Source organism: Pseudoalteromonas prydzensis (assembly GCF_001661495.1).
Classification (GTDB): domain Bacteria; phylum Pseudomonadota; class Gammaproteobacteria; order Enterobacterales; family Alteromonadaceae; genus Pseudoalteromonas; species Pseudoalteromonas prydzensis.
Genome location: NZ_BDDT01000018.1, coordinates 60,559 through 85,972, shown reverse-complemented (window position 1 = coordinate 85,972; position 25,414 = coordinate 60,559). Strand labels below are relative to the sequence as shown.

32 protein-coding genes and 4 tRNA genes are annotated in these 25,414 nt (G+C 41.8%); 22 read left to right on the top strand and 14 right to left on the bottom strand.

Features of this window, described 5'->3' with window-relative positions:
* The first annotated feature begins 365 nt into the window (after positions 1–365).
* On the top strand, positions 366–1,004 hold the full coding sequence (locus A7968_RS20910; RefSeq protein ID WP_084448254.1) for a Vat family streptogramin A O-acetyltransferase: 639 nt from the start codon (positions 366–368) through the stop codon (positions 1,002–1,004).
* Positions 1,005–1,192: 188 nt separating this feature from the next.
* Here A7968_RS20910 and nth read toward each other — a convergent pair whose 3' ends face one another.
* The 13 genes from nth to A7968_RS20845 all read right to left on the bottom strand — a co-directional run bounded on the left by nth (position 1,193) and on the right by A7968_RS20845 (position 11,514).
* Positions 1,193–1,825, bottom strand: coding sequence for an endonuclease III (nth, locus tag A7968_RS20905; RefSeq protein ID WP_064668461.1), 633 nt, complete (start codon positions 1,823–1,825; stop codon positions 1,193–1,195).
* A gap of 37 nt (positions 1,826–1,862) precedes the next feature.
* The gene (locus tag A7968_RS20900) at positions 1,863–2,561 is read right to left on the bottom strand and encodes an electron transport complex subunit E (protein ID WP_064668460.1); all 699 of its coding nucleotides are present in this window, start codon (positions 2,559–2,561) and stop codon (positions 1,863–1,865) included.
* Complete coding sequence (gene rsxG, locus A7968_RS20895; RefSeq protein ID WP_064668459.1) at positions 2,558–3,193, bottom strand: electron transport complex subunit RsxG; 636 nt, start codon at positions 3,191–3,193, stop codon at positions 2,558–2,560. The genes A7968_RS20900 and rsxG overlap by 4 nt, the downstream gene beginning before the upstream one ends.
* Positions 3,190–4,248, bottom strand: coding sequence for an electron transport complex subunit RsxD (gene rsxD, locus A7968_RS20890; RefSeq protein WP_064668458.1), 1,059 nt, complete (start codon positions 4,246–4,248; stop codon positions 3,190–3,192). The genes rsxG and rsxD overlap by 4 nt, the downstream gene beginning before the upstream one ends.
* Positions 4,248–6,320: an electron transport complex subunit RsxC gene (rsxC, locus tag A7968_RS20885; RefSeq protein WP_064668457.1), complete on the bottom strand. Its 2,073-nt coding sequence runs from the start codon at positions 6,318–6,320 to the stop codon at positions 4,248–4,250. Before rsxC ends, rsxD begins: the two co-directional genes overlap by 1 nt.
* A 9-nt stretch (positions 6,321–6,329) precedes the next feature.
* On the bottom strand, positions 6,330–6,884 hold the full coding sequence (rsxB, locus tag A7968_RS20880; protein ID WP_064668456.1) for an electron transport complex subunit RsxB: 555 nt from the start codon (positions 6,882–6,884) through the stop codon (positions 6,330–6,332).
* A 1-nt stretch (position 6,885) separates the two neighbouring features.
* Complete coding sequence (gene rsxA / locus A7968_RS20875; protein ID WP_064668455.1) at positions 6,886–7,467, bottom strand: electron transport complex subunit RsxA; 582 nt, start codon at positions 7,465–7,467, stop codon at positions 6,886–6,888.
* A gap of 263 nt (positions 7,468–7,730) precedes the next feature.
* Positions 7,731–9,674 (bottom strand): EAL domain-containing protein, encoded by a 1,944-nt coding sequence (locus A7968_RS20870; RefSeq protein ID WP_064668454.1) that lies wholly within the window; start codon positions 9,672–9,674, stop codon positions 7,731–7,733.
* A gap of 151 nt (positions 9,675–9,825) precedes the next feature.
* Positions 9,826–9,902, bottom strand: a tRNA-Asn gene (locus tag A7968_RS20865).
* Positions 9,903–9,929: 27 nt separating this feature from the next.
* Positions 9,930–10,006, bottom strand: a tRNA-Asn gene (locus A7968_RS20860).
* Positions 10,007–10,028: 22 nt separating this feature from the next.
* Positions 10,029–10,105: transfer RNA gene (locus A7968_RS20855), tRNA-Asn, on the bottom strand.
* 21 nt (positions 10,106–10,126) lie between these two features.
* Positions 10,127–10,203: transfer RNA gene (locus tag A7968_RS20850), tRNA-Asn, on the bottom strand.
* A gap of 690 nt (positions 10,204–10,893) precedes the next feature.
* Entirely contained in the window at positions 10,894–11,514 is a 621-nt protein-coding gene (locus tag A7968_RS20845; protein ID WP_227008904.1) for a helix-turn-helix domain-containing protein, read from the bottom strand.
* Between the two features lie 276 nt (positions 11,515–11,790).
* Here A7968_RS20845 and A7968_RS20840 point away from each other — a divergent pair, with 276 nt between their 5' ends.
* From A7968_RS20840 to A7968_RS20790, 11 genes are all read left to right on the top strand, one after another.
* Complete coding sequence (locus A7968_RS20840) at positions 11,791–12,060, top strand: helix-turn-helix domain-containing protein (RefSeq protein ID WP_016707852.1); 270 nt, start codon at positions 11,791–11,793, stop codon at positions 12,058–12,060.
* Entirely contained in the window at positions 12,060–14,270 is a 2,211-nt protein-coding gene (locus tag A7968_RS20835) for a Mu transposase C-terminal domain-containing protein (protein WP_064668452.1), read from the top strand. Before A7968_RS20840 ends, A7968_RS20835 begins: the two co-directional genes overlap by 1 nt.
* An 11-nt stretch (positions 14,271–14,281) precedes the next feature.
* Positions 14,282–14,989, top strand: a complete 708-nt coding sequence (locus A7968_RS20830; protein WP_016707850.1) for an AAA family ATPase — start codon at positions 14,282–14,284, stop codon at positions 14,987–14,989.
* A 10-nt stretch (positions 14,990–14,999) separates the two neighbouring features.
* Positions 15,000–15,602: a hypothetical protein gene (locus tag A7968_RS20825; protein ID WP_064668451.1), complete on the top strand. Its 603-nt coding sequence runs from the start codon at positions 15,000–15,002 to the stop codon at positions 15,600–15,602.
* The gene (locus A7968_RS20820; protein WP_016707848.1) at positions 15,589–15,918 is read left to right on the top strand and encodes a helix-turn-helix domain-containing protein; all 330 of its coding nucleotides are present in this window, start codon (positions 15,589–15,591) and stop codon (positions 15,916–15,918) included. The genes A7968_RS20825 and A7968_RS20820 overlap by 14 nt, the downstream gene beginning before the upstream one ends.
* Before the next feature lie 2 nt (positions 15,919–15,920).
* On the top strand, positions 15,921–16,127 hold the full coding sequence (locus A7968_RS20815) for a hypothetical protein (protein WP_064668450.1): 207 nt from the start codon (positions 15,921–15,923) through the stop codon (positions 16,125–16,127).
* 6 nt (positions 16,128–16,133) lie between these two features.
* Positions 16,134–16,736, top strand: a complete 603-nt coding sequence (locus tag A7968_RS20810; protein ID WP_064668449.1) for a DUF3164 family protein — start codon at positions 16,134–16,136, stop codon at positions 16,734–16,736.
* A gap of 13 nt (positions 16,737–16,749) precedes the next feature.
* Positions 16,750–16,935, top strand: a complete 186-nt coding sequence (locus A7968_RS20805) for a hypothetical protein (RefSeq protein WP_064668448.1) — start codon at positions 16,750–16,752, stop codon at positions 16,933–16,935.
* Positions 16,936–17,024: 89 nt separating this feature from the next.
* Complete coding sequence (locus tag A7968_RS20800) at positions 17,025–17,216, top strand: hypothetical protein (RefSeq protein ID WP_064668447.1); 192 nt, start codon at positions 17,025–17,027, stop codon at positions 17,214–17,216.
* Entirely contained in the window at positions 17,209–17,676 is a 468-nt protein-coding gene (locus tag A7968_RS20795; protein WP_064668446.1) for a gp16 family protein, read from the top strand. Before A7968_RS20800 ends, A7968_RS20795 begins: the two co-directional genes overlap by 8 nt.
* Positions 17,669–18,094 (top strand): Mor transcription activator family protein, encoded by a 426-nt coding sequence (locus A7968_RS20790; protein WP_064668445.1) that lies wholly within the window; start codon positions 17,669–17,671, stop codon positions 18,092–18,094. Before A7968_RS20795 ends, A7968_RS20790 begins: the two co-directional genes overlap by 8 nt.
* An 8-nt stretch (positions 18,095–18,102) precedes the next feature.
* Here A7968_RS20790 and A7968_RS20785 read toward each other — a convergent pair whose 3' ends face one another.
* Positions 18,103–18,930, bottom strand: a complete 828-nt coding sequence (locus tag A7968_RS20785) for a hypothetical protein (protein WP_064668444.1) — start codon at positions 18,928–18,930, stop codon at positions 18,103–18,105.
* 52 nt (positions 18,931–18,982) lie between these two features.
* Between A7968_RS20785 and A7968_RS20780 the strand changes: the two genes are divergently transcribed.
* From A7968_RS20780 to A7968_RS20735, 10 genes are all read left to right on the top strand, one after another.
* Entirely contained in the window at positions 18,983–20,578 is a 1,596-nt protein-coding gene (locus tag A7968_RS20780) for a KAP family P-loop NTPase fold protein (protein WP_064668443.1), read from the top strand.
* Positions 20,579–20,651: 73 nt separating this feature from the next.
* Positions 20,652–21,251 carry a glycoside hydrolase family 108 protein gene (locus A7968_RS20775; protein WP_064668442.1) on the top strand — a complete coding sequence of 200 codons (600 nt, stop codon included), beginning with the start codon at positions 20,652–20,654 and terminating at the stop codon, positions 21,249–21,251.
* The gene (locus tag A7968_RS20770; protein WP_064668441.1) at positions 21,252–21,515 is read left to right on the top strand and encodes a hypothetical protein; all 264 of its coding nucleotides are present in this window, start codon (positions 21,252–21,254) and stop codon (positions 21,513–21,515) included.
* Positions 21,505–21,786 (top strand): hypothetical protein, encoded by a 282-nt coding sequence (locus tag A7968_RS20765; protein WP_064668440.1) that lies wholly within the window; start codon positions 21,505–21,507, stop codon positions 21,784–21,786. The genes A7968_RS20770 and A7968_RS20765 overlap by 11 nt, the downstream gene beginning before the upstream one ends.
* On the top strand, positions 21,776–22,222 hold the full coding sequence (locus tag A7968_RS20760) for a 3TM-type holin (protein WP_064668439.1): 447 nt from the start codon (positions 21,776–21,778) through the stop codon (positions 22,220–22,222). The genes A7968_RS20765 and A7968_RS20760 overlap by 11 nt, the downstream gene beginning before the upstream one ends.
* Positions 22,219–22,440 (top strand): TraR/DksA family transcriptional regulator, encoded by a 222-nt coding sequence (locus tag A7968_RS20755; protein ID WP_064668438.1) that lies wholly within the window; start codon positions 22,219–22,221, stop codon positions 22,438–22,440. Before A7968_RS20760 ends, A7968_RS20755 begins: the two co-directional genes overlap by 4 nt.
* 1 nt (position 22,441) lies before the next feature.
* Positions 22,442–22,768 (top strand): DUF2730 family protein, encoded by a 327-nt coding sequence (locus tag A7968_RS20750; protein WP_064668437.1) that lies wholly within the window; start codon positions 22,442–22,444, stop codon positions 22,766–22,768.
* 33 nt (positions 22,769–22,801) lie between these two features.
* Positions 22,802–23,101 carry a VpaChn25_0724 family phage protein gene (locus tag A7968_RS20745; RefSeq protein WP_064668436.1) on the top strand — a complete coding sequence of 100 codons (300 nt, stop codon included), beginning with the start codon at positions 22,802–22,804 and terminating at the stop codon, positions 23,099–23,101.
* Positions 23,102–23,103: 2 nt separating this feature from the next.
* The gene (locus tag A7968_RS20740; protein ID WP_064668435.1) at positions 23,104–23,700 is read left to right on the top strand and encodes a DUF3486 family protein; all 597 of its coding nucleotides are present in this window, start codon (positions 23,104–23,106) and stop codon (positions 23,698–23,700) included.
* Complete coding sequence (locus A7968_RS20735; RefSeq protein WP_064668434.1) at positions 23,693–25,297, top strand: terminase large subunit domain-containing protein; 1,605 nt, start codon at positions 23,693–23,695, stop codon at positions 25,295–25,297. The genes A7968_RS20740 and A7968_RS20735 overlap by 8 nt, the downstream gene beginning before the upstream one ends.
* Positions 25,298–25,414 lie beyond the last annotated feature (117 nt).

The window sequence follows — 25,414 nt, the reverse complement described above, 5'->3', positions numbered from 1 at the left end:
CTACTGCATTGCGGCTTCGCCTCCATTCCGTAGCCGCGCGTGCTGAGCAGGGTTGTTGTTACTTTCCCATACATCAGCTAATCCATTAAATGCTAATCTAGCAAAGCCACTGACACGCTTTTGTCCAGCGTTAAGCTAACTGAAATTCAATGCTCAACTAAGCTGTGATAAAATCGGTTAAGTTTAAGTCTTACATCGAACCTGATTATATCGGTGTCGAGGCAGATAAATTGCCATATTAATTTGATGACAAACATACGAAATAGATACAATTTTGCTTCGTCCTTCAGTATGTTTTTCAGAAAATGAACAATGTTATCTTTCTGAGCTGGAATAGTTAGGTACTATCAATTTAAAGGATGAAAATGAAATACCCAAATTCAAATGATAAAGAGCCAATGAAAGGTTTTCCTCAAGTTGGCTTCCTTAAAAATTTCATTACATCGCCCAATATATTAGTTGGTGATTACACTTATTATGATGATCCTGAAGGTGTTGAAAGGTTCGAATCAAATGTGCTTTATCATTTTCCATTTATTGGTGATAAATTGATCATTGGAAAATTTTGTGCCATTGCAAAAGATGTCAAATTCATTATGAATGGTGCAAATCATAAAATGTCAGGTTTTAGTTCTTATCCTTTTTACATTTTTGGTCATGATTGGTTAAAAAGTTTACCTTCTGAAGGTGAATTACCATTCAAAGGCGATACTAAAATTGGTAATGATGTTTGGATTGGCTATGAAGCAACTATTATGCCTGGCGTATCCATTGGAAATGGTGCAATTATTGCGAGTAAATCAGTTGTTGTGTCCGACGTCCCTGATTATTGCATCGTTGGCGGTAATCCAGCACAAATCATCAAATATCGTTTTGATGAAGCTACAATACAACAATTACTATCTATTGCTTGGTGGAATTGGAGCACTGAAAAAATAACTGAAAACCTTGAGTTGATAGTGAACAATGATTTAAATGCGCTCTTCCAAGCAAGTGGCTTATAAATAATTGTTTAAATAGAGATTTAGGGAGCTGTAATGTGTAATGGCCAATTAAATTTGGCCACTACTTTAGACGTTATCAATACATTTTTTTATCTGAAGTGAGCTACTGCAGCTCTCATCTTTAGCTCACTTTTGTCCAAAAACGTGTTTGCGCGAACTTCCGCTTATTGCTCAAAGTAGTCACTAACTTACTCTACTTTATCTTTAAACTCACACAAGTCTTCAATAATACAGCTGCCACATTTTGGTTTGCGGGCTACGCATACATAGCGGCCATGTAATATGAGCCAGTGGTGTACATCGACTTTAAATTCTTTTGGTACCACTTTTTCGAGTTTTTTCTCAACTTCAACCACGTTTTTACCCATGGCAAATTTAGTGCGGTTTGATACGCGGTCGATATGGGTATCTACCGCGATTGTAGGCCAGCCGAAGGCGGTATTGAGCACTACGTTTGCAGTTTTTCGGCCAACGCCGGGTAGGGCTTCAAGGGCTTCACGGTTTTCAGGGACTTCGCTGTTGTGCTGATCAACTAAAATTTGGCACATTTTGTACACATTGGCGGCTTTAGAGTTAAACAAACCAATGGTTTTAATATAATCGCGAAGTTTATCGTGGCCTAAATCTAAAATAGCTTGCGGTGTATTGGCTACGGGAAAGAGCTTGCGCGTGGCTTTATTGACGCCCACATCGGTGGCTTGTGCTGATAATGTTACCGCAACTAACAGCTCGAACGGGCTTGAATATTCAAGCTCGGTTTCAGGATGTGGGTTTTGCTCGCGCAGGCGCGAGAGTATTTCGTAACGTTTTTCTTTATTCATGCAACTTAAACGCACAGTAAATACTGTGCGCTTCCCCTTAAGTTAAACTGGTGACCCTTGCTCGTGGGCCTTTTTCGGCCACTGGTGGTGCAACTTGCTTTGCTTTTATTTGCGCATCAATGACATTTTTAGCAGCAATCAGTAAGCCTAAGCCTAAAAATGCACCGGGTGGTAAAATAGCGAGCAAAAATTGATTATCAAAACTAAATACTTCAATGCGTAAAACCGATGCCCATGGGCCCAGTAGTAAGTCTGCGCCATCAAATAAAGTGCCTTGTCCAATTAGCTCGCGCATTGCGCCAAGTACAACTAGTACCACCATAAACCCTGAGCCCATCATTAAACCGTCAAACGCAGATAAATGAACTGGGTTTTTAGAAGCATACGCCTCAGCACGACCAATAATGGCGCAGTTAGTTACTATCAGTGGAATAAAAATACCAAGAGATTGATACAAGCCAAACGTATAAGCGTTCATTAGTAACTGTACTATGGTTACAAAGCCTGCGATAAACATCACAAATACAGGGATACGAATATCTTTAGGTACGAAGTTTCGCACGGCAGATATAGTCACATTTGAGCCAACTAATACCATTAACGTGGCAAGGCCAAGGCCCATCGCATTGGTTATCGTTGATGTTACGGCCAGTAGTGGGCACAAACCGAGTAATTGCACGAGGGCAGGGTTGTTTTTCCACATTCCTTCGTTAAACAGTTCTTTTAATTGGCTCATGGCTCACCTACTTGGCATGCGTTATCGGCACTAAATACCGCATCGAAATTATTTTTTGAGAATAACACAGCGTGTTTCACTGAGCCAACCACCGCACGGGGTGTGATTGTCGCTCCTGTGAATTGGTCAAAACTACCGCCATCTTTTTTAACTGCCCAACGTTCGTCGTCTTCACTTAGTAATGTTTGACCTTTAAATGAGGTGATCCATGATGATTTTTTTATTTCTACTTTATCACCAAGGCCAGGTGTTTCTTCATGTTTTGTAACACGAACACCAGCAACTTCACCATTAGCAAACACCGCCGTCAATAACTCGATATCACCACTATAACCTTTAGGCGTTACGTGACGCATCACTAAAGCGATTGGTTGCCCATCTATACGCGCACGGTAAATTGTTTGTGGATGATCACCCAAAAGCGGATCATCAATAATGGCACAGTCTTGGTAAAGGGTATTATCGTAAAAATGCGGATCCAATACAGCTTGCAGTTGTGAGGACAGTTGTTTTTGCTCTTGCTCGGCAATATTATCTGCAGTGAGGCTATGAATAACGCCTACAGCGCCGGTGGTGATCAGTGCAAACAGCGCTAAAATACTGCCATTTTTTGTCATTGATGAAATGATCATTTATTTACCCCATGGCCATAAGTACGCGGTTGGGTATAGTAGTCTATCAGCGGTACAGCCATATTCAGTAATAATACTGCAAAGGCCATAGCATCAGGATAACCGCCAAAAGTACGAATTAAATAAACTAATAAACCAATTAACGCGCCGTAAATTAATCGGCCGCGATTAGTGGTAGCTGCTGACACAGGATCGGTGGCAATAAAAAATGCCCCCAGCATGGTTGCGCCGCTGAATAAGTGAAATACCACGCCAGGCTCAGTGCCCGGTGCTGCGATATAGCCAATAGCACTACACGTAGTAAGTGATGCAATTACACCAACAGGGATATGCCAATTTATAACCTTGGCTTTAATTAGGTATAAACCACCAATCAAAAAGCCAAGGTTTACCCAGCCCCAACCTTGTCCTAGCCAACTATTAAAAATTGCGGCTTGCATACTTTCAGTTACGGTTAAACCATGGGCGATATCAGTCTTGATGGTATCCAAAGGTGTGGCCATTGTTACACCATCAACACCAACTCTGAGTTGATCAACACTAAAACCACCACTTGTAAAACCGTTGAAAATAACACTCAGTTGCTGAGCTAAGCTAACCGGATTTGCGAGTAAATCATTAACAGGCATCCAAGTGGTCATTTGTACTGGGAATGAAATCAGCAGTAACACATACGCTGCCATGGCGGGGTTAAATAAATTAAAGCCAAGTCCGCCATACAGCTGTTTAACAATGACAATAGCAAAAAAGCTACCGATCACAATAACCCACCACGGTGCCAACGGCGGAATACTTAGCGCCAATAATACTGCCGTGAGCCAAGCGCTGCCATCACTTAATGCAGGCCATACTGGGCGCTTTCTAATTAGCATGATAATCGCTTCACTAATACTGACAGTAAGCAAGGCTAAAACAAGCTGGATTATTACGCCAGTACCAAAAAAATACAGTTGCGCGATAAGTCCAGGAATACAGGCTAAAATCACTGTTAGCATCAATCTGCTCAGTGATTTATGACTGTGGCTATGCGGCGAGCTGGCCATCGTTAGCTTCATTACTTATCACTTCCTTCTTGTTGTAGTTTCTTGGCTTTTGCTCGGGCAATAGCAGCTGCAATTGCGGCCTTTTTCTTGTCTTGTGCTGTTTGTTCTGGTTTATCTTCGGCGTTTACTGTTTCGTTTATAGCTGTAGATGCCGACTTACTCTGTGAGTCATCGCTTGCTACGCTGGCAGCCTGTTCAGCTTGTGCCGCCTTTTTTGCTTTCGCGCGAGCGATGGCAGCTGCAACGGCGGCTTTTTTATCATCTGCAGGAGTGCTTGCAGCTGTTTCATTCTCAGAATTATCGTTTTCTAATTCCGCTGCTTGTGCAGCCTTTTTTGCTTTTGCACGTGCAATGGCGGCGGCAACAGCTGATTTTTTATCATCTTGCTGCGCTGGTGCGTCGTCACTTGCGGCTTTTTGTTCTTTATACTTACGCGCTTGCTCTTTGCGCGCTGCGCGCTCTAGTGCAACTTCGCTGTTATCTGGCTCAAGTGTAGTATCTTGCTGTTGCTTTTTAGCTTTTGCACGGGCAATTGCTGCAGCAACGGCCGATTTGTCGTCGTCTTTTGCTGGTTTATTTTTAACGCGTGCCAGTGCATCGGCAATTTTTTGTTTTTCGTCAGCTGACTTTTCAGTTGCTGGTTTGCGCTTATGGCGGTTTTGTCGTGCTTCTTGCTCACGCTCAAGACGCAGCTTACGCAGTTCAAAACGTTCTTTCGCACGTTCAGCTTTAACTTGCTCTGCTTGTTGTTCTTTTATTTCAACTTTGGCAACGCGATAATACTGCACCAGTGGAATTTCACTTGGGCATACATAGGCGCAAGCACCACACTCTATACAATCAAATAGATTATGTTCTTTGAGCTTGTCGTATTCTTTAGATTTAGCAAACCACTGTAATTGTTGAGGTAACAATGAGGCAGGGCAGGCATCTGCACAAGCACTACAGCGAATACAGGCTTTTTCAGGGCCAGGCTCGGCCAGTTCATTGTGATCTGGCGCTAAAATACAGTTAGTGGTTTTTACCACACCAATACGTACCGTTGGCAAGGTAAAGCCCATCATCGGGCCGCCCATTACAACACGCTGTTGTGGTACTGGTGAAAATCCTTGGCAGTCAAGTAAGTGTTTTATCTCAGTGCCTAATAACGCCCAAACATTACCTGGTTTATGAATTGTATTACCCGTGACAGTGATAACCCGCTCAATCAGTGGTTTACCTTCGAAAACCGCTTGATTAACCGCAAATAAAGTCCCCACGTTTTGCACTAATACGCCAATGTCAGCAGGTATGCCGCCACTGGGAACTTCTTTATTGGTGAGCAACTTAATTAATTGCTTTTCACCACCAGATGGGTAAATCGTCGGCACTGTTTGAATGATTATTTTGTCATTATGCTCAGCTGCTGCCTGCATGGCTGCAATGGCTTCAGGCTTATTATCTTCAATACCAACGATGGTGAGCGTTGGTGTTAATAACTGCTGCATAATTTCGATGCCAGCAACAATGCCATTGGCATGTTCACGCATTAGCATATCGTCAGCGGTAATATAGGGCTCACATTCTACTGCGTTAACTATTAAGTACTCGATTGCTTTGCGGCTATCAGCTTTTATATAGGTTGGAAATCCTGCTCCGCCCATACCTGCAATGCCGCGATCATGAATAATATCAATAAGCTGATCGTGAGAAAGCAAGTTTGGTGATGGAACAGGTGTTAATGTACACCAGTTATCTTGGCCGTCAGGCTCAATAATAACGCTTAATTCAGGCAATGCAGACGGGTGCGCCGAAGGCATTTGGCAAATATCAGTAATTACACCAGATGTTGGCGCGTGAATAGGCACGGACCAATTTGCAACAGGTTTAGTAAGGGCTTGCCCTTTGAGTACTTGCTGGCCTTTTTCAACGAGTAATTTGCCATTAGCACCAATGTGCTGCTTTAACGGAACAACTAGCTTGTCGGGTAAAGGCAAGCGGGTAATTGCTTGAGCTGTGGAGATTGTTTTTTGCCCCGGTGGGTGGATCCCCCCAGGGAATGGCCACACTTTACCTTGTTTAATTTGAGCAATTAGCTTTTCCATGTGTGCCCCTTAATCAATTTGTGTAACTGGGATTGCATCAAGTTGCCATTTCCACGTTTGTTTGGTGGTTTCAACTGGCAACATGTCAATGCAGTCAACAGGACAAGGTTCAACACAGAGATCACAGCCTGTGCATTCATCAATCAATACCGTATGCATTTGACGCGTGGCGCCAACAATGGCATCAACTGGACAGGCTTGAATGCATTTTGTACAGCCAATGCATTCGTCTTCGCGAATATAAGCAACGGTTTTGATTGGCTCTGCTTGCTCGCCACCGGCAAGAGGTTTCGCTTCTACACCCATTAAGTCGGCAAGTTTTTTAACGGTAGCTTCGCCACCTGGCGGGCATTTATTGATTTCATCGCCATTGGCAATCGCTTCAGCATACGGGCGACAACCCGGGTAGCCGCATTGGCCACACTGCGTTTGTGGTAAAATGGTATCGATTTGTTCGACAATAGGATTACTTTGCACACGAAAACGTACCGCAGCAAATCCTAAGATCAACCCAAAAATAAGTGCCAGTGAACCCAGCGCAATCAAGGCATAAAACAAGGTCATGTTAAAACTTCACTAATCCTGTAAAGCCCATAAAGGCCATCGACATTAAGCCTGCGGTGATCATCGCAATTGATGCGCCTTTAAATGGGGTAGGTACGTCAGCAGCGTTTAAGCGTTCACGAAGCGCTGCAAATAAAACAAGTACCATAGAAAAACCAACGGCAGCACCGAAGCCATAAACCGCTGATTGTAAAAATGAATGATCTTCTTTGATATTTAATAGTGCTACACCTAACACCGCACAGTTAGTGGTGATCAATGGTAAAAAGATACCAAGCAAACGGTAAAGTGTTGGACTGGTTTTTCTGACCACCATTTCGGTGAACTGAACAACCACAGCAATCACTAAAATAAAGCTCATAGTCCGCAGGTAAGTAATATCAAGCGGGACCAAGATATAGTGATGCACTAAATAGCTAGTCACAGAGGCTAGGGTTAACACAAAGGTGGTCGCAAGAGACATGCCTATTGCAGTATCTAGTTTGCCAGATACACCCATAAACGGGCATAAACCTAAAAATTGTACTAACACAAAGTTATTAACCAGCACTGTGCCGATCAACAGCAAGACATATTCTGTCATGTTCGCCTCAAGCTATAATAAACGCCGACATTATCCTTTTTTATTGGCGGTTTAACAACACGTAGCGGGCAAATAAACCGCTCATTTAGTAATGATAGTTAATTGCATTCAACATTTTCTCGATTGCAAAAGAAACGTTTACTGTTTATTAACTAAAGTACCTACAATAGCAGGGGAAAGGGAATTTATTAGCCAGCGCGTTTAATAACAGGTGAGTGAAGGGCAATAAACAGAAAAGGTGCTTAACGCACCTTTTAGTTTGATTAAATATCTTTGGGTTTTTCGATGTAATAACCTTGTACACCATCGAGGCATAGGGTTTCAATAATATGCTTTTCTTCTTGGCTTTCAACGCCCTCAGCAAAAACACTCACCCCAATCCTATGTGCTAAATCCACCATTAAACGCATAAAATATTGATTGTTTTTATCTTCTTCAAGGCCGCGGGTATAACTTGCGTCCATTTTGATAAAATCAGGTTTCAAATCACGGAAAAACTTAAATGAGGTTAAACCCACACCAAAACGTTCTACGGTTATACGTGCACCAACCCGATGGATCATATCAATAAAGCGCTTACTGGCTTTAATATTTTGTTGTAGGCCAAACTCGCTGACTTCAAACACCAGTTTTGAGGCAATATTAGTATCTTTTAATAAGCGACGTTCTAACCAAATTACAAACTGATCATTGTGTGCACTTGAAGCGGTCACATTTAAACCAAAGAATTTTTCAGAAAAATTGCGGCTCTTAATTTTTTCTAGGGATGAATTAATGATTAACTGATCAATTTCCACTGCCATATCAAGTTTTTCGGCCATAGCTAAAAACGAAGCGGTAGGCAGCACTTGATTTTCAGCGGTTTTGAAACGCACTTGAATTTCAGCGTAAGCTTTCATGCTTTTACCGATTGGCATAATGTTTTGCATAACTAAATGCACACGTTCAGACTCAATGACTTCATTGATCACTTTGCGCCAGTTTTGGTTGCCAAACCCAGCACTGACATTATTAACTAAATCGGTTTCACGTTGAACATGCCAAGCGTTTGCTTGTTTTGATTGCGCCATGCTCATCGCGTTGTCTACCACTGAAAGTAGCTCACCTAAAGGTTTGCCTTTTTCGTAACCAACAATCCCCGTGTTTGCTACTGAGCTTAACTCTTGAGTTTGTTGATATTGGGTAAAGCGAGACTGCAGGTTATCACCAAAACGTTCTGATTCTTTAAGTGGCGTGTTTGGTAAGACAATGGCAAAATCTGAGCTGTTTAAACGAAAAACCTTGCTGCCAGTATAGGTGCCACTAATATGCTTAATGATATCAGCGACAGCTTTAACGTATTCATCACCTTTTTGATAGCCGCGGGTCTGGTTAATTGCTTGTAGTTCGCTACAACGCACCATTGCCAGTGAGCCAAAGGTACTTTTTTCGCTGCTTTCAATGTGTTTTTCATAATATTCAACAAACATATTACGGTTACCAAGCTCAGTTACTACATCTTTATACGCTTCTTGCTTGATAGAGTGTGCCGCATTTTGAATATCATCGTGCTTACTTTGTAAAAAATGCGCCAGACGATTAAAACTGGGTATTAAATCAACGCCCAACTGCTTTATTTTGTTGTTATTAATCGCTGTTTCAAGACCATTATTGACTTGATTTTGATTGATATATACATCGATAACATCGGCTACCGTCATACTTATACTGCGATTTAACTTTTTGAACATGGTTTTCATGAAAACAATGGGAATAATCGCCATTAAGCCTGATACTAAAATAACAACAAATAGACCTTGTTGTAGTAACAACCCAAGGTTATTAGCATTTATCATGAATTCAACTTTAATATCCGATGCTTGGTTTACTGCAAATTGAGGCCGAACAGAATTAAAACTGGTTTCTACTAATTGAGCAATCGCAGGTAAAGGAGTAGGGGATTGAATATTAATGAGTTCTTTGCCTTGCTGATCTCGCAGAATAAAAGAGGAAAAAGTATTCCCATCAGCAAGCACTTGCTGAAGTTTCTCAGGTGATATTTCGGCAATCGAATGTTTATTTATATAGTTATTAACGACTAATTGCGCTTTATGTTGTGCATTACTTGCTGCATTATCAAACGCTGACGCAACAAAATAACCGCCAATACTTGCAAACACTAGCCAAGATATTAATTGAATAAATATGAGTTTTTTAAAACCAGCCATGTCTTATTCTTTTAGTAGATCAAAGGGAAAGGAATCATATCCTTGATTAATCAAACTATTTTTATGCATGTTAATAACGCATTTAAAAATATATTTTTGATTTAAGTAGAGTAGTGGAATTATTTAGGAAAGTCTAATGGATTCTTTAAGTTGGCTCCCCCTCCCCGACTCGAACGGGGGACCTGCGGATTAACAGTCCGTCGCTCTAACCAACTGAGCTAAGGGGGAACTACATTAACTTAATTTTATATGATTTGGCTCCCCCTCCCCGACTCGAACGGGGGACCTGCGGATTAACAGTCCGTCGCTCTAACCAACTGAGCTAAGGGGGAACAATATCATATTACATAAATTTGGCTCCCCCTCCCCGACTCGAACGGGGGACCTGCGGATTAACAGTCCGTCGCTCTAACCAACTGAGCTAAGGGGGAATCGTTTATGGCTGAAAAGACTGGCTCCCCCTCCCCGACTCGAACGGGGGACCTGCGGATTAACAGTCCGTCGCTCTAACCAACTGAGCTAAGGGGGAAGCGTATGTGCCTTTCAACGGGGCGAAATATTAATGACCGCGCTGCAAAGTGTCAACACATAAAACCTTTTAAACAAAAAAAAGCAGTCTGTTCGATGTTTTTATGTTCAATCTGGCTGTTTTGTAGCTTTTATTATCCTCATTTTACAGTTTTAGATCGTGATATTTCTTAAAGCCACGACATTTTGCGGTTGATAAATGATCAAATTGATTTTGTTGCAAAGTATAAAAGTGATCATTTATCTAGTTTTATACGAATAAATTTGTGAAATGCACTTTTTTAATGCAAGTAGCTTAAGTTGCAAACTCGTGGCGATTAAATTTAGCTATTCATTCAAGTTGCCCTTAATGAAATGCGCTGAAAAATAAATGAGGTGAAGATCTTGGTGCTTAATTTATGGTCTTTAATTCAATGCTTATAATGGCGTTTTTTGTATTTTTTGTTTTATTTCATACTGTTAAGCTTTTCTCTTAACTGTAAGTTGGCATTTAAATAAACCCATTAGCTCATAGGTACTGTAACTAACAGATCTAAATGATAACTAGGGAATAGATAAGAATAGATGGGAAAACGCGGGATAAATAAGGGTTTAAGCGCTGTTTTATAAAAATAAAGCGCGAAAAGACAAACCGCGAATTAATGATAAATAAAAGTACGAAACCGTGATAAAAACGGCGTTCATTGATAAATTAAAAGCTAAGCTCAGCTTTCACAACTTTTCCTAATAAACCGAGTGTTTTTAGAATGTAATGAGATTCGGTTTCACCACCTTCAATTGCAAAGCTCAAGTCTTTACGAGTAGGGTGATCAAACAACAAATGAAGCTTAGAATTTGTAAGCTTTAACTTGGCAGCAAAATAACCACCATTCATTGGGTTTAAAAACCCATAAATCGAATCAGCATCAATAGTTTTATTGCTAGTATCTATAGAAATTAATGCACTTGCTGGTATTAGCGTGTGTGACTCTTCACTTAGTTGAACTTGTAACTTATCAGTATGATTTTCGTCACTCAGTTGGCTCTGAGTATGGGCCACAGGCGTTGGTGTTAAAGAGTCTAACGCACGATCAATTGCATTTGGTGAAGCTTTAGAATCATCCAGGCGTTTTAATAAAACATTGATAAATGGCTCACCAACTAAAGCTGAAAACTCCACTAAATAATCGAAAGGGGGATCGCGACTATCCTCATATTTTGATTGAGTGTTTCTATGCACGCCAGTTCGTTCGGCTACTGTTCCGATATCTAAGAACTTACGTTCTCTTAACGTTTTTAAGTACTCATTGAATGCAGGCATTAACTTTATCAATAGTTATGATCGTGGACATAACAGTATTTAATCACACAAGCGAGTGCATACAAAATAAAAATTGAAAATCTGCTTTTCTTCGAAGTGCGATCTCTTCGCACTTCAAAGCGCGAAGCGCGATCCAGCCAAGCAAAAAACTAAAAAATTAATTTCACATATAAATCAATGCCTTAATTGTAATGCACTCAATTGTGTGCAAATAATGCTTGTATGCACAACTTTGTGTGTATATATTTGTGTGCATGAATACAAAATACACACGAAAGGGTGCATAAAATGGAACATGCAAATCGTCCAGGTTGGACGGTAACAGAAATAAAGGCAGCCTTAGAAGTTGAGGGTTGGTCTTGTCGTCAACTTTCATTTAGTCGTGGCTATACATCAAACGCTGTGCAAACCGCTTTACATCGGCCTTATCCCGTAGTTGAAAAAATAATTGCCGAAGTAATTGGCGTCAGCGCCTTTGAAATATGGCCTGAACGTTATGGGGTAGATGGTAAACCAAATCGTAAAGCAGGCCGCCGTAAATTAATGAGGGTTGAATAATGGAACTATTAACAGCTCACCAGATAGCTGCATTCTTGTTAGTAAGTAAGCGCAGTATTCAATTAAAAGCTAAGGCTGAGGCATGGCCCTATACAGAAGTAAAAGGCCGAGGCGGAAAAGTTCGCAAGTATGCACTTGTTGAACTTCCTGCACACATTTGTGTGCAAGTGCAACAAGCAATGATTCAAGATAATCAATCGCCAGCAGCCCAAAGTGGCAAAGGATACCTTGCTGTGAACGAGCAAAGTGATCGTTTAAACCAACAACTAGCAACAGAACTTAAGCATCAAAACTTAAAGCAACTCGCAGGGCTTGAGAATATCCCACCCAAAGCAAGTGCGAAAATCTATTTATTAAACGCAGCCAAAGAGTTTGTAAGTGCGAACAGTCTACCTAAAGTTTTAGGGTTTGATCTATTTAGTGAGCGCTATAACCAAGGCTTGTTAGATATACCAGCAGAGCACAAAAGCTTAATCCCATCCGTTTCGCGTATTACCTTATTGCGCTGGCAAAAAACGGTAGATCAAAAAGGCATTGCAGGACTTGCTGTAAAAATTAAGCGCTCAGGCAAATCAATCATCGACTCTGATCCAGAGCTTAGTGATTTTTGCATCGCTATGATTTACCAATACCCACACGTAAAAGCCACGCAAGTAAAAGAAGGTTTAATAGCCCGTTTTTACAGCCAGGGCAAAGCAATCCCAGCAGAAACCACAATCCGTGAATGGCTAACACGTTGGAAGCGTGACAACAGCGCGCTTTATACCAAAATGGCAAACCCTGATGCTTGGAAAAACAAGTATATGAGCGCCATGGGTAAAATGGACGAAAACATTAAACGTATTAATCAGTTATGGGAGTTCGATTCAACCCCGTCTGACGTAATGCTCGTTGATGGCCGTCATTCACTAATCGGTATTATCGACGTATACACACGCCGTTCTAAAGTTGTGATCCACCCAACCAGCGACAGCACCGGTATTTGTTTAGTTATCCGTAAAGCTATACTTGATTGGGGTATCCCTGAAATTGCTCGTACTGATAACGGCAAAGACTACACATCAATTCAAATTACTAGTGTGTTTGATGCACTCGATATAAAGCACGAAACGACACGCCCATTTAGCGGTGAAGAAAAGCCATATATCGAGCGCTTTTTCAAAACGTTCTCACATGATTTAGCCGAGCTACTAACAGGCTATATCGGCCATAACGTATCAGAACGTCAAGCAATCGAAGCGCGCAAAACATTTGCACAACGCTTATTAGCAAAGCAGGGCGGCGATAAATCAGCAATCGAAATCAACATGACAGCCCAGCAGCTGCAAGAGTTCGTAGATAACTGGATCGACAACCGTTACCACCACAAACCACACAGCAACATAGGCAACAAAACACCATTTGAATTATTCGCAGCAAGTCGCGACCAAATCAAAGTGATCAAAGACGAGCGCCTACTCGACGTAATGCTGCAACCTGTGCCATCAAACAGAGGCTTACGCATTATTGGTAAAGAAGGTATCAAGCTAAGTGGCGGTTTTTATATTGCGCCTGAGCTTGGCGCAATAGTAGGCGATGAAGTGCTGTGCAAATGGGACCCTAAAAACGTAGGCCGTATTTACGTATTTAATCGCATGAATAACGAGTTTATTTGTGTCGCGGTAGATCACGAAATTCAATCAGCAGGTATGACCCGTCAAGACGTAGCAAACCACGCTAAACGCAGCCAAGCAGCCGAAACGTCACGCAAGCTAAAAGAGCTTAAAAAGACAGCTAAATCAGTGAATGTATCAGATATAGCAAACGAAGTAATCAGCCATTACAGCGCGCAAAACAAAGCCCTTGCAACGTTACCAAAACAAAGTGTTGAACATACCAATGTAATTACTCAATCAGCAATTAAAGCACTTGATAGCAAGCCTGTAACAACCTACAGCGACGAGCAGCTAAGCGAATTTGAAAAACGTCGCAAGCAGTTAAGTGATGAAACTGCGGCGGCAAATATCAACCCAGTACCGTTATTTAATAACCCACAAGACAAAGCCATGTACCACAAAAAGCAGCGCTTAAACAACCAATTAAGTGATGTAGATGCGCTTTGGCTGAATACGTGGGAGCAGCAAAACCGTGCCTTATCAGCACGACTAGATGACCTTTTAACAGAAATGAACGCAGCACCTGCTGCACTAACTCAATTGCATAAACAGTAAAGGAATAAACCATGAAAACTAAAATAGCGATCGTAAGTAACGTAGTAGCCACTCAAATGATGGTTGAAGCACTAACACAGCGCGCGCATGGCGTGCCAGGCATCGGCTTAATTTACGGTGATCCAGGCTTAGGTAAAACTACCGCTACTGCATGGTTGGTAAACCGCTGCGATGGTATCTATATCCGCGCTACATCAGGCATGAGTTTAACCCAATTACTGCGCCAAATAGTTAAAGAGTTAAGCGGCCCTGATATTTATACCCGTGAAGCCATGCTTAATTACATCATTGAGCACATGGCTATCTCTAATCGCACTTTATTTATTGATGAAGCCGACTACCTATTAAACGACAAAAACACCCTAGAAATCGTGCGAGACATTCACGACCTAACCTACTGCCCAGTAGTATTAATTGGCATGGAATCAGTACGCCGTAAATTACAGCGTCATCGTCAATTCTATAACCGTATTTCAGAATGGTTAGAGTTCAAGCCAACCCAGTTTGAAGACTTACAAATCATCGTTAACGCAGTAATCGAGCCTGTTTTAACTATTCAAGATGATTTACTCAAACAGCTACTTAGTGATACTGACGGCGAAGTACGCCGCATCATCACTGGCCTATCAAAAATAGAGGCATTCGCACTTGCTAACGGCTTAACAAGTATCGACCTGCAACAGTGGGGCTCAAAAGAATTTTTCCTTAAAAAAGCGTAGGGGAAAACCAGTGAGCCGCCAAAAATTACAAGACGCATGGCAAGCAATGAAAATCCTAAAACGGTTTTCATTGCAACAAGTGCGCGACGCAATCGAACACACCACATTAGATAGCTTAAAAGCCTTTGCAAAGCGCCTAGTCGCAGCAAACGCGATTGCTGAACATGCTGATCATGACGACATTTACTACAGCATTTTAAATGCCAGTTATAACCCGTTTGAACAGCCTGTAAACAGTGGTGTAACTAATAGAAATTCAGGGAGACAACGCATGTGGCAATCAATGCGCATCCTAAACGAGTTTGATGCAGGCCAAGTGGCAAGTACCGCTAATGTGTCGCTGTCATCAGCTCGCTCATATATCTCAATACTTAAAAAAGTGGGGTACATATTTGTTGTAAAAAATGCCCCGCGTTCAGGCTCATTAATAGAGCGAGCAGGGGAGACAACTATTTACCGCATGCTTAAAAATACCGGGCCAAAACGGCCGATCCCCAAAACTAAAGGCGTGTTTGATGCCAATACTAACAAGCTCGTTAAGTTCAAAGAAGTAAAGCGCAAAACAGTGCAAATAGCTCCCGTTACCTTAGGAGAGGCGCATGACTACAACTAACTGGTTGCAAGTACTTGCTGATGAAACAAAAGCGCAAGGGATGCGCCTCGTAGCTCAAAAACTAGGGGTGAGTAAAGCAACTGTAAGCCAAGTAATAAACGGTAAATACAAGGCAAACACCAAAGTCATTCAGCAACGTGTCGAGGGTGTTTTTATGGCAAGCACTGTTGATTGCCCAATCCTTGATGTGATCCCAATCAACGTATGCCTAGAGCACCAGGCTAAAAAGTTTGCAGCAACCAATCATGTACGTGTTGCACTTTATAGGGCGTGTCGTAATGGCTGCCCTCACTCAAAAATTTGCGAGAGTAAATAACCATGGAACTACGCGACACATTAATAGAACTGCAAAAAAGAGGGCTGCGAGTTATCAGCTCACATAAAGGCTTTAGCCGCCACATCATCGAAGTGGCAGGCAAAGCCCCAGCACATTTACCAGTTATAACCGAAACCAAAAACGGGCAAACGCGCCAAGTTCGCCCAGCAAAATTGTACGGCCAAATCATCATGTTTATAGAAGGATAAACCACCATGCCACAAGAGTTTTTAATCAATCACAAGGGCCAACAAGTACCACTCAAAGGCATTCGCCCAGCAGACATAATTCGTCATGAATTTGTACAAAAAGCGATTGAACTAGCCAAGGCACAAAGCTATCAACTTGCTGAATTTAAAAAGCAGCAAATGAGCGAGTTTGACGCATTCATGGGCTTACTTGCCCAAGAGTACGCAGTAGAAATGGGCGGTAAAAAGGGCAACGTCACATTACGCAGTTTTGATCACAAGCAAAAAATCACCCTGCAAGTACAAGAGAGCATCGAGCTTGGCCCAGAGCTGCTAATAGCAAAAGAGTTAATAGACGAATGCCTAAACGAGTGGAGCGAGGGCGCAAACGAAAACCTAAAACTGATTATTGAGCAAACCTTTGCCACCGATAAAAAAGGCAAAGTCAGCGTGCAAAAAGTGCTTGGATTGCGCCGCCTTAAAATCACCGACGACAGCGGTAAATGGCAGCGTGCTATGGACATCATAGCCGATGCAATCCAAGTCATAGATTCAACCCGTTTTATCCGTTTTTACGAAACCGTAGGCGAGCAAGAGCGCGCAATCTCACTTGATATAGCTAAGCTATAAAGGAGCACTAACCATGGAAGTTAAACCAACAATTAAAGTAAACGAACACAGCGACTTACAAAGCCTTGTAACCCTCGTAGCTAAAAGCAAAGAGCCCGTGAATATCAACTTTGTATTTCAAAACATCACATTTGTAGTGCAAAGCCAACTGGTCGGCATTAACCCACCAGTGCAAAAAGGTATAACACAACCCAGTTAAGTAACCAAAAAGTGCGCATGGATGCGGCTTTTTATCAAAGCTTTTTCAATTAGCAAGAGCTTTGATAAACAGCAAACATAGGAGGTTTTATGACTACCCCAAATACACAAGTAACGCCAAGCCTACAACTCAAAGAGCTGGCCGCATTGGTTAAGTTTTTAGAGCTATCACACACTTTTGCAATTGATAGCAGCGTGTTTACACAGCAAGAAGGCGCAGACATTTGCCAAAGCTATTTAAGCCTACGCGAGCAGTTAGAAGAGTTTAAACGCCATGACTAAGCAAAAACTTATACAGCTAATTCACATAGCTAAAAGCCAGCTATGGTTAGACGACGACACCTACCGCGCTGCACTTTTTGGCTCAGCGGGCAAAACATCGTGTAGTCAAATGAGCTTGTCAGAGTTAAACCAAGTGTTAGAACACTTTAAAAAAGCAGGGTTTAAAACCAAAGCTAAACGCCGTTTAAGCCCTAAATCATCACCAAAGCAACATGGTGAAATAAACAAAATCCGCGCTATTTGGATCACTATGCACAAGCAAGGGATTGTGCGCGATGGTTCAGAAACCGCGTTAGATGCCTACGTAAATCGCATACTAAACCGTGCAAAAGTAGGGGCAAACGTCAGTTACCACACGCACTTTTTAACCCAGCAGCAAGCTATTCAAGTGCTTGAACCACTAAAAAAGTGGTACCAGCGCGAATTACTAAAAGAGCAACAAGGTGATAATAATGGCTAATCATACAGAGCAGCAAACAGAGCTATTTGGTAGTAGTGTTGAAGAGCTGCAACATTGTCTTACTCAGCTATCACCAGAGGATGCCGTAGCCGTTCGCAAGCGCTGGCCTAGCAACTTACAATCATTAGCCTTACTCATAGAGGCTGAATTAACTAAAGCTAAAATTAATGATCCGCGCATATTAGGTGAGGCAATTACCCTAGCAATAGGTCATTATTTTGGTGGTCGCGATGTATACATACCAACAGACCAACGACTAAAAGCAGCTTTGCGTGATATTCAAATATGGCAAGAGTTTAACGGCTATAACATGGAAAAATTAGCTATTAAGTTTGGGCTAACTCAAAGGCGTATTGCTGAAATTATTCAGCAACAGCGCAGGATTGAGGTTGAAAGGAGGCAGAGAAGCTTGTTTTGATATCGTAACTAAATTAGCTTTGGTAGGGGACTGTTACGTCCAAGGTTCATTTCTTGCGATATAACTTTGGCTTTCAAGTTTAGAATTTCTAACACTCCGTCATCTGACAGTTCCACCTTTGTACCCGGGTAACCATAATCATCAGTATCACTATGAACAATTGCATGGAAACTAAACTCTTTCATAATTTCGGTTAGAAGCTCACTATTTAACTTTATGTCTTTTTGTAAAAATTCTTCAATTCTGAGAGATTTGTTAGGCACTTTAGACAGTTCAACTAAAATATTTAATTTGCATTGTTCTTTACTATTTAGATGTTTATCTAAAAGAGCTTGAGGAATGTCAATTTCAAGCATTAAAGGAGTGAACATATTAAAACGGCTTTTTAATGAACTTAATTCACTTTCAAATTGAGTTTTTGCTAAATCTAAAGCTTGTTCAGTCCGATTTAATTCTATGCTTACGGTTTCAAAATCGTTAACAGAAGAACTTTTATTGAGAGCTTCAACAGCTCTCTTAAAATTAATATCAATGTATAACCCCCATAGATGTATTTTGTTTGTAAAGAGTCTTAGGTATAGAGAAAGAAAAGGGAGTATGAGGGTAGCGGCAAGAGAGCAAGCCAGTGGGTAGGCAAAATTTTGCAATATATCTGTATGATTTTCATTAACCCACTTAAATTTGTATAGCATGTCTTCATTGCCGAAAATTACAAATAAAACTGCTTCCCAATTGAACACGAGCCAAAATATAATAAAGCTACCTAAAATTGGGTGAGATAACCTCTCATAGAAAGCTGATTTAGTTGAATTGTAAATTTCTGATAAGGAAGACATAGTAAATCCTTTTGTTTATAGTTATGTATTATGACAACAAAAAGGATATTACATGAGTCGATTTAACTGGGATAGTGAAACTCCATTTCAGAATGAAAATTTACCACCGGATCTGCTTGATAGAGCAAAACATGCAAGCTTCCTCACTCAGACAATTAATAATGAGGTAAACCCAACCAGAGGAAGCGATATTGACAGCATTAAAAGTCATGTTTTGAACTTAAATGCTGATTGGGGGGCTGGGAAAACTTACTTTTTGAAGCGTTGGGCAAATTCATTAAAGCAAGATCATCCAGTCGTTTATATTGATGCATGGTCAACGGATTATCTTGAGTCTCCATTAATTACAGTGCTAACGGAGTTGTTAGAGCAGTTAAAAGAGCAAACATCAAAAAAAGGCACTCAGTCGGCCATCGATAAAGCAAACAATGTACTTAAAAAAGCAGCACCTAAAGTTGCAAGTGCTGTAATGAAAAAGTTTCTAGGCTTTGATTTAAGTGTTTTTTCATCGGATAGTGAAGCTGAAACAACAGACCCTAAATGTGATGATGCTAGCAAGCCAAGTGATAGTAAAAAAAATGAAATTAATTTTGCTGCAGCTGGTGAAGCGATACTTAGTCAATTTTATAGTGAACACAAAAGCCACAAACAAAATGTAGAAGCATTGAGTAAATCTATAAAAGATTGGGTAAAACTTGTTAGAGAAAACCCTTTTGATGAAAGTTGTACGACTATAATAGATTATCCCGCTTACATCTTTATTGATGAGTTAGATAGGTGTAAGCCAACTTATGCAGTAGAAATGCTAGAAGCAATAAAGCATGTTTTTGATATACCAGGGCTTGTTTTCATAGTGGCAACGAACACGAAAGAACTACAACACACTATAAAAGCTGTTTATGGACAAGGTTTTAACGCTGAATCTTATTTGAATAGGTTTTTTGATAGTAGATATTTTATCCGGACTAGTTTATCGAAAGAGTTATTGCTAACACATTGTGATACTAGCTTTTTAGAAAGCAGTTTTTTAGATGAGAGTAAATTACTATTATTTCCATTTGTTGAAGATGTAAAAGAGAAATTTCTAAAATTTGCAGTCTCATTATTTAATGCTTTTAAGATTACACCAAGGGAAGCTATAAAGATAACAAATAGAATAAAAATAATTGTATTTTCATTGAATGCAGTAAAAATCGATATTGTTAAGGTTTTTACAATGTTAACTTTATTACATCATAAAAAGTCAGTATATGATGAGTTACTTACTGATATAGATAGAAATAAATTTGACTCAAAGGCATATAGCTTATCAGAGCTACAAAAGGATCTGAGGTATATATATTTAGATATATCGAATCCTAATCAGCATCTAGGTATTCTAATGCGTGCAGAGAAATATGACCCAGGAAGCGGTGAAAGAATAAAGAAACTCTCAAGTTCGATAACATTGTTCAGTTATTTTGAAAAGGTTTTCGCAAGAAAAACTACAGATTTTGAACAAGTAATACGTGAAATCAGTGGCTTAAGTGTTCGTGACATCGGCGATGATGACATGTTGAGGTTATCTATTGGCTATAATAATATTGAATCTGACATGGAAAAATATAAAGATGTTGTTGAGTTAGCAAGTAATTTTGAAATGAGTTAATTCCCAAAACTCCGCAAGGCCATTAATTAGCTAAGTCACACCACAATACCGAAAAACAGCAAGGCTTTTCGGTATGTTCGTATTTAACACCCACAACTTAAACTACTTTAAACAATCGCCCGAAATACAAGCGGCGCTTGCTCCTTATTCGCTTAAATTTGCCCAGTGCATATTGTCAATTCTATATTTAGAGGGCGGTTTACGCAGTGACGGCGGGTTAAACGATATAGCATCAGACCGTGGTGGCCTTACAAAGTACGGAATTAGTCAGCGTGCATACCCAAACCTTGATATTAAAAACCTAACCTTTGCCCATGCTGTTCGCCTTTATCACCGTGACTATTGGCGTGCTATGTATTGCGAGCAAGTCCCCGCAGGTGTTGATTTTATGCTGCTTGATGGCGCAGTGCAGCACGGCGCACCCGCCATGACCATGCTCACCCAGCGACTAGTAAACTCAAAACCAGATAGCCGTATGGGGCCAAAAACCTTAGCCGCTATCGTAGAGCGCCCAGCACTTAGCCTAACCGTATTGCTCAGCGTAAACCGTGGCCGTAAGTACGCCCGTATTTGCGCGAATGACCCAAGTCAAAAACCAAACCTAGAGGGCTGGTATAACCGCCTAGCTCACGCCTCTGAATACGCTGTTAAACAGCTGTTAGAGGTGCATTAAATGGGCAGCAATTGGGAGTGGTCATATCGCAAAGGTCGTGATGAGCGCATGAAACAAGAGGTTGATGCACGTATGCACAACATGCCATTCGATCCGCGCAAAATCCCACTGCACAGCCACTGCGGCACTATGCAAAGCCACTTTAACAAAGGCTGGCAATCAGTTAGATCCATCGACATACAGCTGCGCGTAGACGGCCAGCAAAGCTATAAAAACGCCCGCGAAGCCCTCAAAAAGCGTTTTGGAGAATCTAATGGTCGCTAAAGTAAAACCGCTTACCACAGCGCAAAACACCGTTATTAAAGAGCTAGCGCTTACCTTAGTGTTTAGCGAAATAGAGCAGCAGGTAGTTAAGCCAAGTTACGAAGAGGCCACCGGTAAAAAATACAACTCACAGCACCCCGAGTCATTTACCAACAAAATGTTAAACAGCAACCCCAAAACTAAACAGGTTTGGCAGGCGTTGCAAAAGGCAATTACCAACGAGCGCAAGCGACAATTAAAGTTTGGTGAGGAGCAAGTAAATGGCAATTAGCAACTGGTTTAACGTGGTCGAGCCTGTCACCAACTTAATTGACAACCTCTTTACCAACGACGAAGAACGCCAAATCGTTACCAATGAACTCAAGCGCATCGAAAATACGGCGCAAAGCCAAGTGCTAGAGCTTGAGGGCAAAATTGTTGAGCTACAAGGCAAAGTGCTAGAGGCGCAATCGCAAATTATTACCGCCGAGGCCAAAGGCGAAAGCTGGTTACAGCGTAACTGGCGGCCAATCACCATGTTGACGTTCTTAGTGCTGGTGTGCTTTGACTCATTCGGATGGTTGGCGTTTCGATTATCAGAGCAAGCATGGGACTTACTGCAACTAGGTATTGGTGGTTATGTAATTGGCCGCTCAGTTGAAAAAGCTGCACCGGGCGTTAAGCAAGGCATTAAAAACGTAATTGAAAAAGTAAGGAAACCAAATTGAGCAAATTTGACGATGCGCAAAAAATAGAACAACACCTGTTAGATGCTGCGCTATCACTACATCGTGAAAAAACCAAAAAACCAGGTGCAGCATTTGAGCATTGCCAAGAGTGCGGGATTGAAATCCCCTCAGCGCGGCGTAAAGCGGTTAAAAACTGTAGTACCTGTGTTGAGTGCCAATCACTCATCGAAATACAACAACAGCATTACAGGGCTTAGCATGGATTTTATTTTGGAGTGGTACAAAGCCATTTTAACGGTAGGTATTGCCATAGTTGGGGCCGCTGCATTGGCTTGGCTGCGCAGTACCTTTGTTACTAAGAAAGCACATGAAGATATTTCAAAAGCGTTAGAAACCCGTTTAAGCGCTGTCGAGAAAACCATTGAAGACTTGCCCAACTCAGAAGATCTACACGAGCTAGATAAACGCTTGATCGAAGTCAGCGGCAAAATTGACGGCTTAAATCCCCAGCTAACCGACCTAAAACGCCTAACTGATCTACTAATGGAAAACGAACTTAGAGGCGCGCGCAGCAGCGATAGCTAAGCCAACAATAATTTACTACAGGAAAAAACCATCATGGCAATGTTACAAGTTCAAGCCGAACATCAACGAATTAGCATTTTAATCGCCCTTAAAGAATCCGCCGATTACGGCGCTAACAGCAGTATGTTAGCTGATGTGCTACAGCGCTATGCGTTGGGTTGTAGTCGTGATCAGCTTAAAACCTTACTCAATTGGTTAGAGCAAAACGGCTATATAACACTCGATAAACTCACAGAAAACACATGGGTTGCCCGTATTACGCAATCAGGCATAGACGTAGCTGAGGGCATAAGTGTTGTTCCTGGCATTAAACGCCCAGGGCCTCGGGGGTAACTATGAGCGAGTCAATCCGCAGAGGCCAACCCAGTAAAGTTGATTTACTGCCCGAAGATATTAAAAAGCAGCTCGACTCAATGCTACGCGATAAGCGCTTTAGTCAGGGCGAAATACTTGATGCCGTAAATACCTTGATCATCGAGTCAGGCTTAGACGAGGGTGCAACTATTAGCCGCAGTGGCTTAAGCCGCCATGCCCAAAAAACCGAAGCCATAGGCCAAAAGCTACGCGATTTACGCGAGTCAACCAAAGCACTTACCGCCGAGCTTGGCGATAAGCCCACAGGCGATACCACCAAGCTTATTTTAGAAATGGGCCGTTCTCAGCTGTTCCGCGCTATGCAGCAGCAAATGATGAACCCCGACGAAGATGCAGCGGTAGACATCGACACCATAAAAGACGCCATGCTCGCAGCTCAGCGCCTTGAGCAAACCGCTATGGCCGCCCACAAACGCCAGCAAGAAATAGAAAAAGCCTATGCGCAAAAGCTCGCTAAAGACCTAGACCAAAAGGTTAAAAACGAAAACTTACCGCAAACCGCAGACGACATGCTGGCCTTTTTCAAACGCGATATATTAGGGCTAAAGCATGACTAGCACCGCGCAAAGTATTACCCAAACTAACGAACTACCGCTTAGCAAAGTCGCAGGTTCTTTAGCGGTTGCCATGGGCACAGACATACTTTTTGGTTATCAAAAAGCATGGATGGAAGACGATGCAATAGTAAAAATTGCCGAAAAGTCTCGCCGTACTGGGTTAACCTTTGCCGAAGCGCTAGACGACGTATTAAGCGCAGCTGCACCCGCAAACGCACAAAACACCTATTACCTTGGCTCAGATAAAGAAATGGCTAAGGAGTTTATAGATGCCTGTGCATTTTGGGCGCAAAAGCTCAACATGGTTATGGGCGAAGTAGAAGAGGGCATATTTGAAGAAAAAGACCCAGACGGCACCAAGCGATCAATCAACACCTTTGAAATTAAATTCCCAAGTACCGGTAAAAAAATAGTAGCGCTAAGCTCAAACCCGCGCAACTTACGTGGTCGCCAAGGTAACGTAGTAATAGACGAAGCCGCATTCCACGACAAGCTAGATGAAGTACTAAAAGCCGCGATGGCGCTTACAATGTGGGGCGGGCGAGTACGTATTATTTCGACCCATAACGGCGTAGATAACCTATTTAACACCCTAATTACCCAAGCTCGGCGCGGTCTTAAAAAGTACTCCGTGCATCATATTCCTATTGATAAAGCGCTTAGGCATGGGCTTTATAAACGTATTTGTTTAGTGAGTGGGCAAGAGTGGACGCAAGCCAAAGAAGACGCATGGCTTGCTAATCAAGTTGATTTTTACCCCACACAGGATGCCGCTAACGAGGAGCTTTACTGCGTACCAAGCCAAGGCGCAGGCCAATACCTAAGCCGCCGCCTGCGCGAACGTGCCTTAAGTGATGACTGCAAAGTACTACGTTATGAAGCGCCCACCGACTTTGAAAGCTGGACCGAAGAGCAGCGCGTAAAAGACGTAGCGACTTGGTGTAAGCAAAATATTGACGAGCTTATAAGTAGGTTAAATCCTGATCTAACTCACGCCTTTGGTGAGGATTTCGCCCGTAAAGGCGATTTATCCGTATTCAGTATTGGTGAAATAAACCAAGACACCAGCCTAACCGTGCCGTTTATGGTTGAGCTGCGCAACGTAACTTACGAGCAGCAAAAGCAAATCATGCTGTATATTTGTGACCGTTTACCAAAATTACGTGGCCTTGCCTTTGACGCCACAGGTAATGGCGGTTACTTAGCCGAAGCTGCCAGCCTTAACTATGGCACTGAGCTAGTTGATTGTGTGCATTTATCGCAAGCCTGGTATCGCGAGTGGATGCCAAAACTAAAAGACTATTTTGAAACCGACAATATAACGCTACCAAAAGACCAGGACGTACTAGACGACTTAGGCCAAATCAAACTTAAAAACGGCATTGCACAGGTAGATAAGGGTAAAAACACCGGTAGCGATGGCAACAAACGCCACGGTGATAGCGCGGTATCAATAGCCATGCTAATTCGCGCCGCAGAAATGGATGGCAGCGCAATCGAATTTACACCACTACCTAGTAAAGCTCAGCAAAACGTAAATAGCATGCGGCCAGACCACAGCGACGATTTTGCAAGTGATCGTAAAGCCGCATGGTAGCGCGGCGCTTTAGGGTGGTTTATCAAGAGATATTCACCGCCCAAGTACAGCAATTAGATATAACAGCCGCCAGTTTAGCCAAGGCCCACCAACACACATTAACGCTTGATATATATG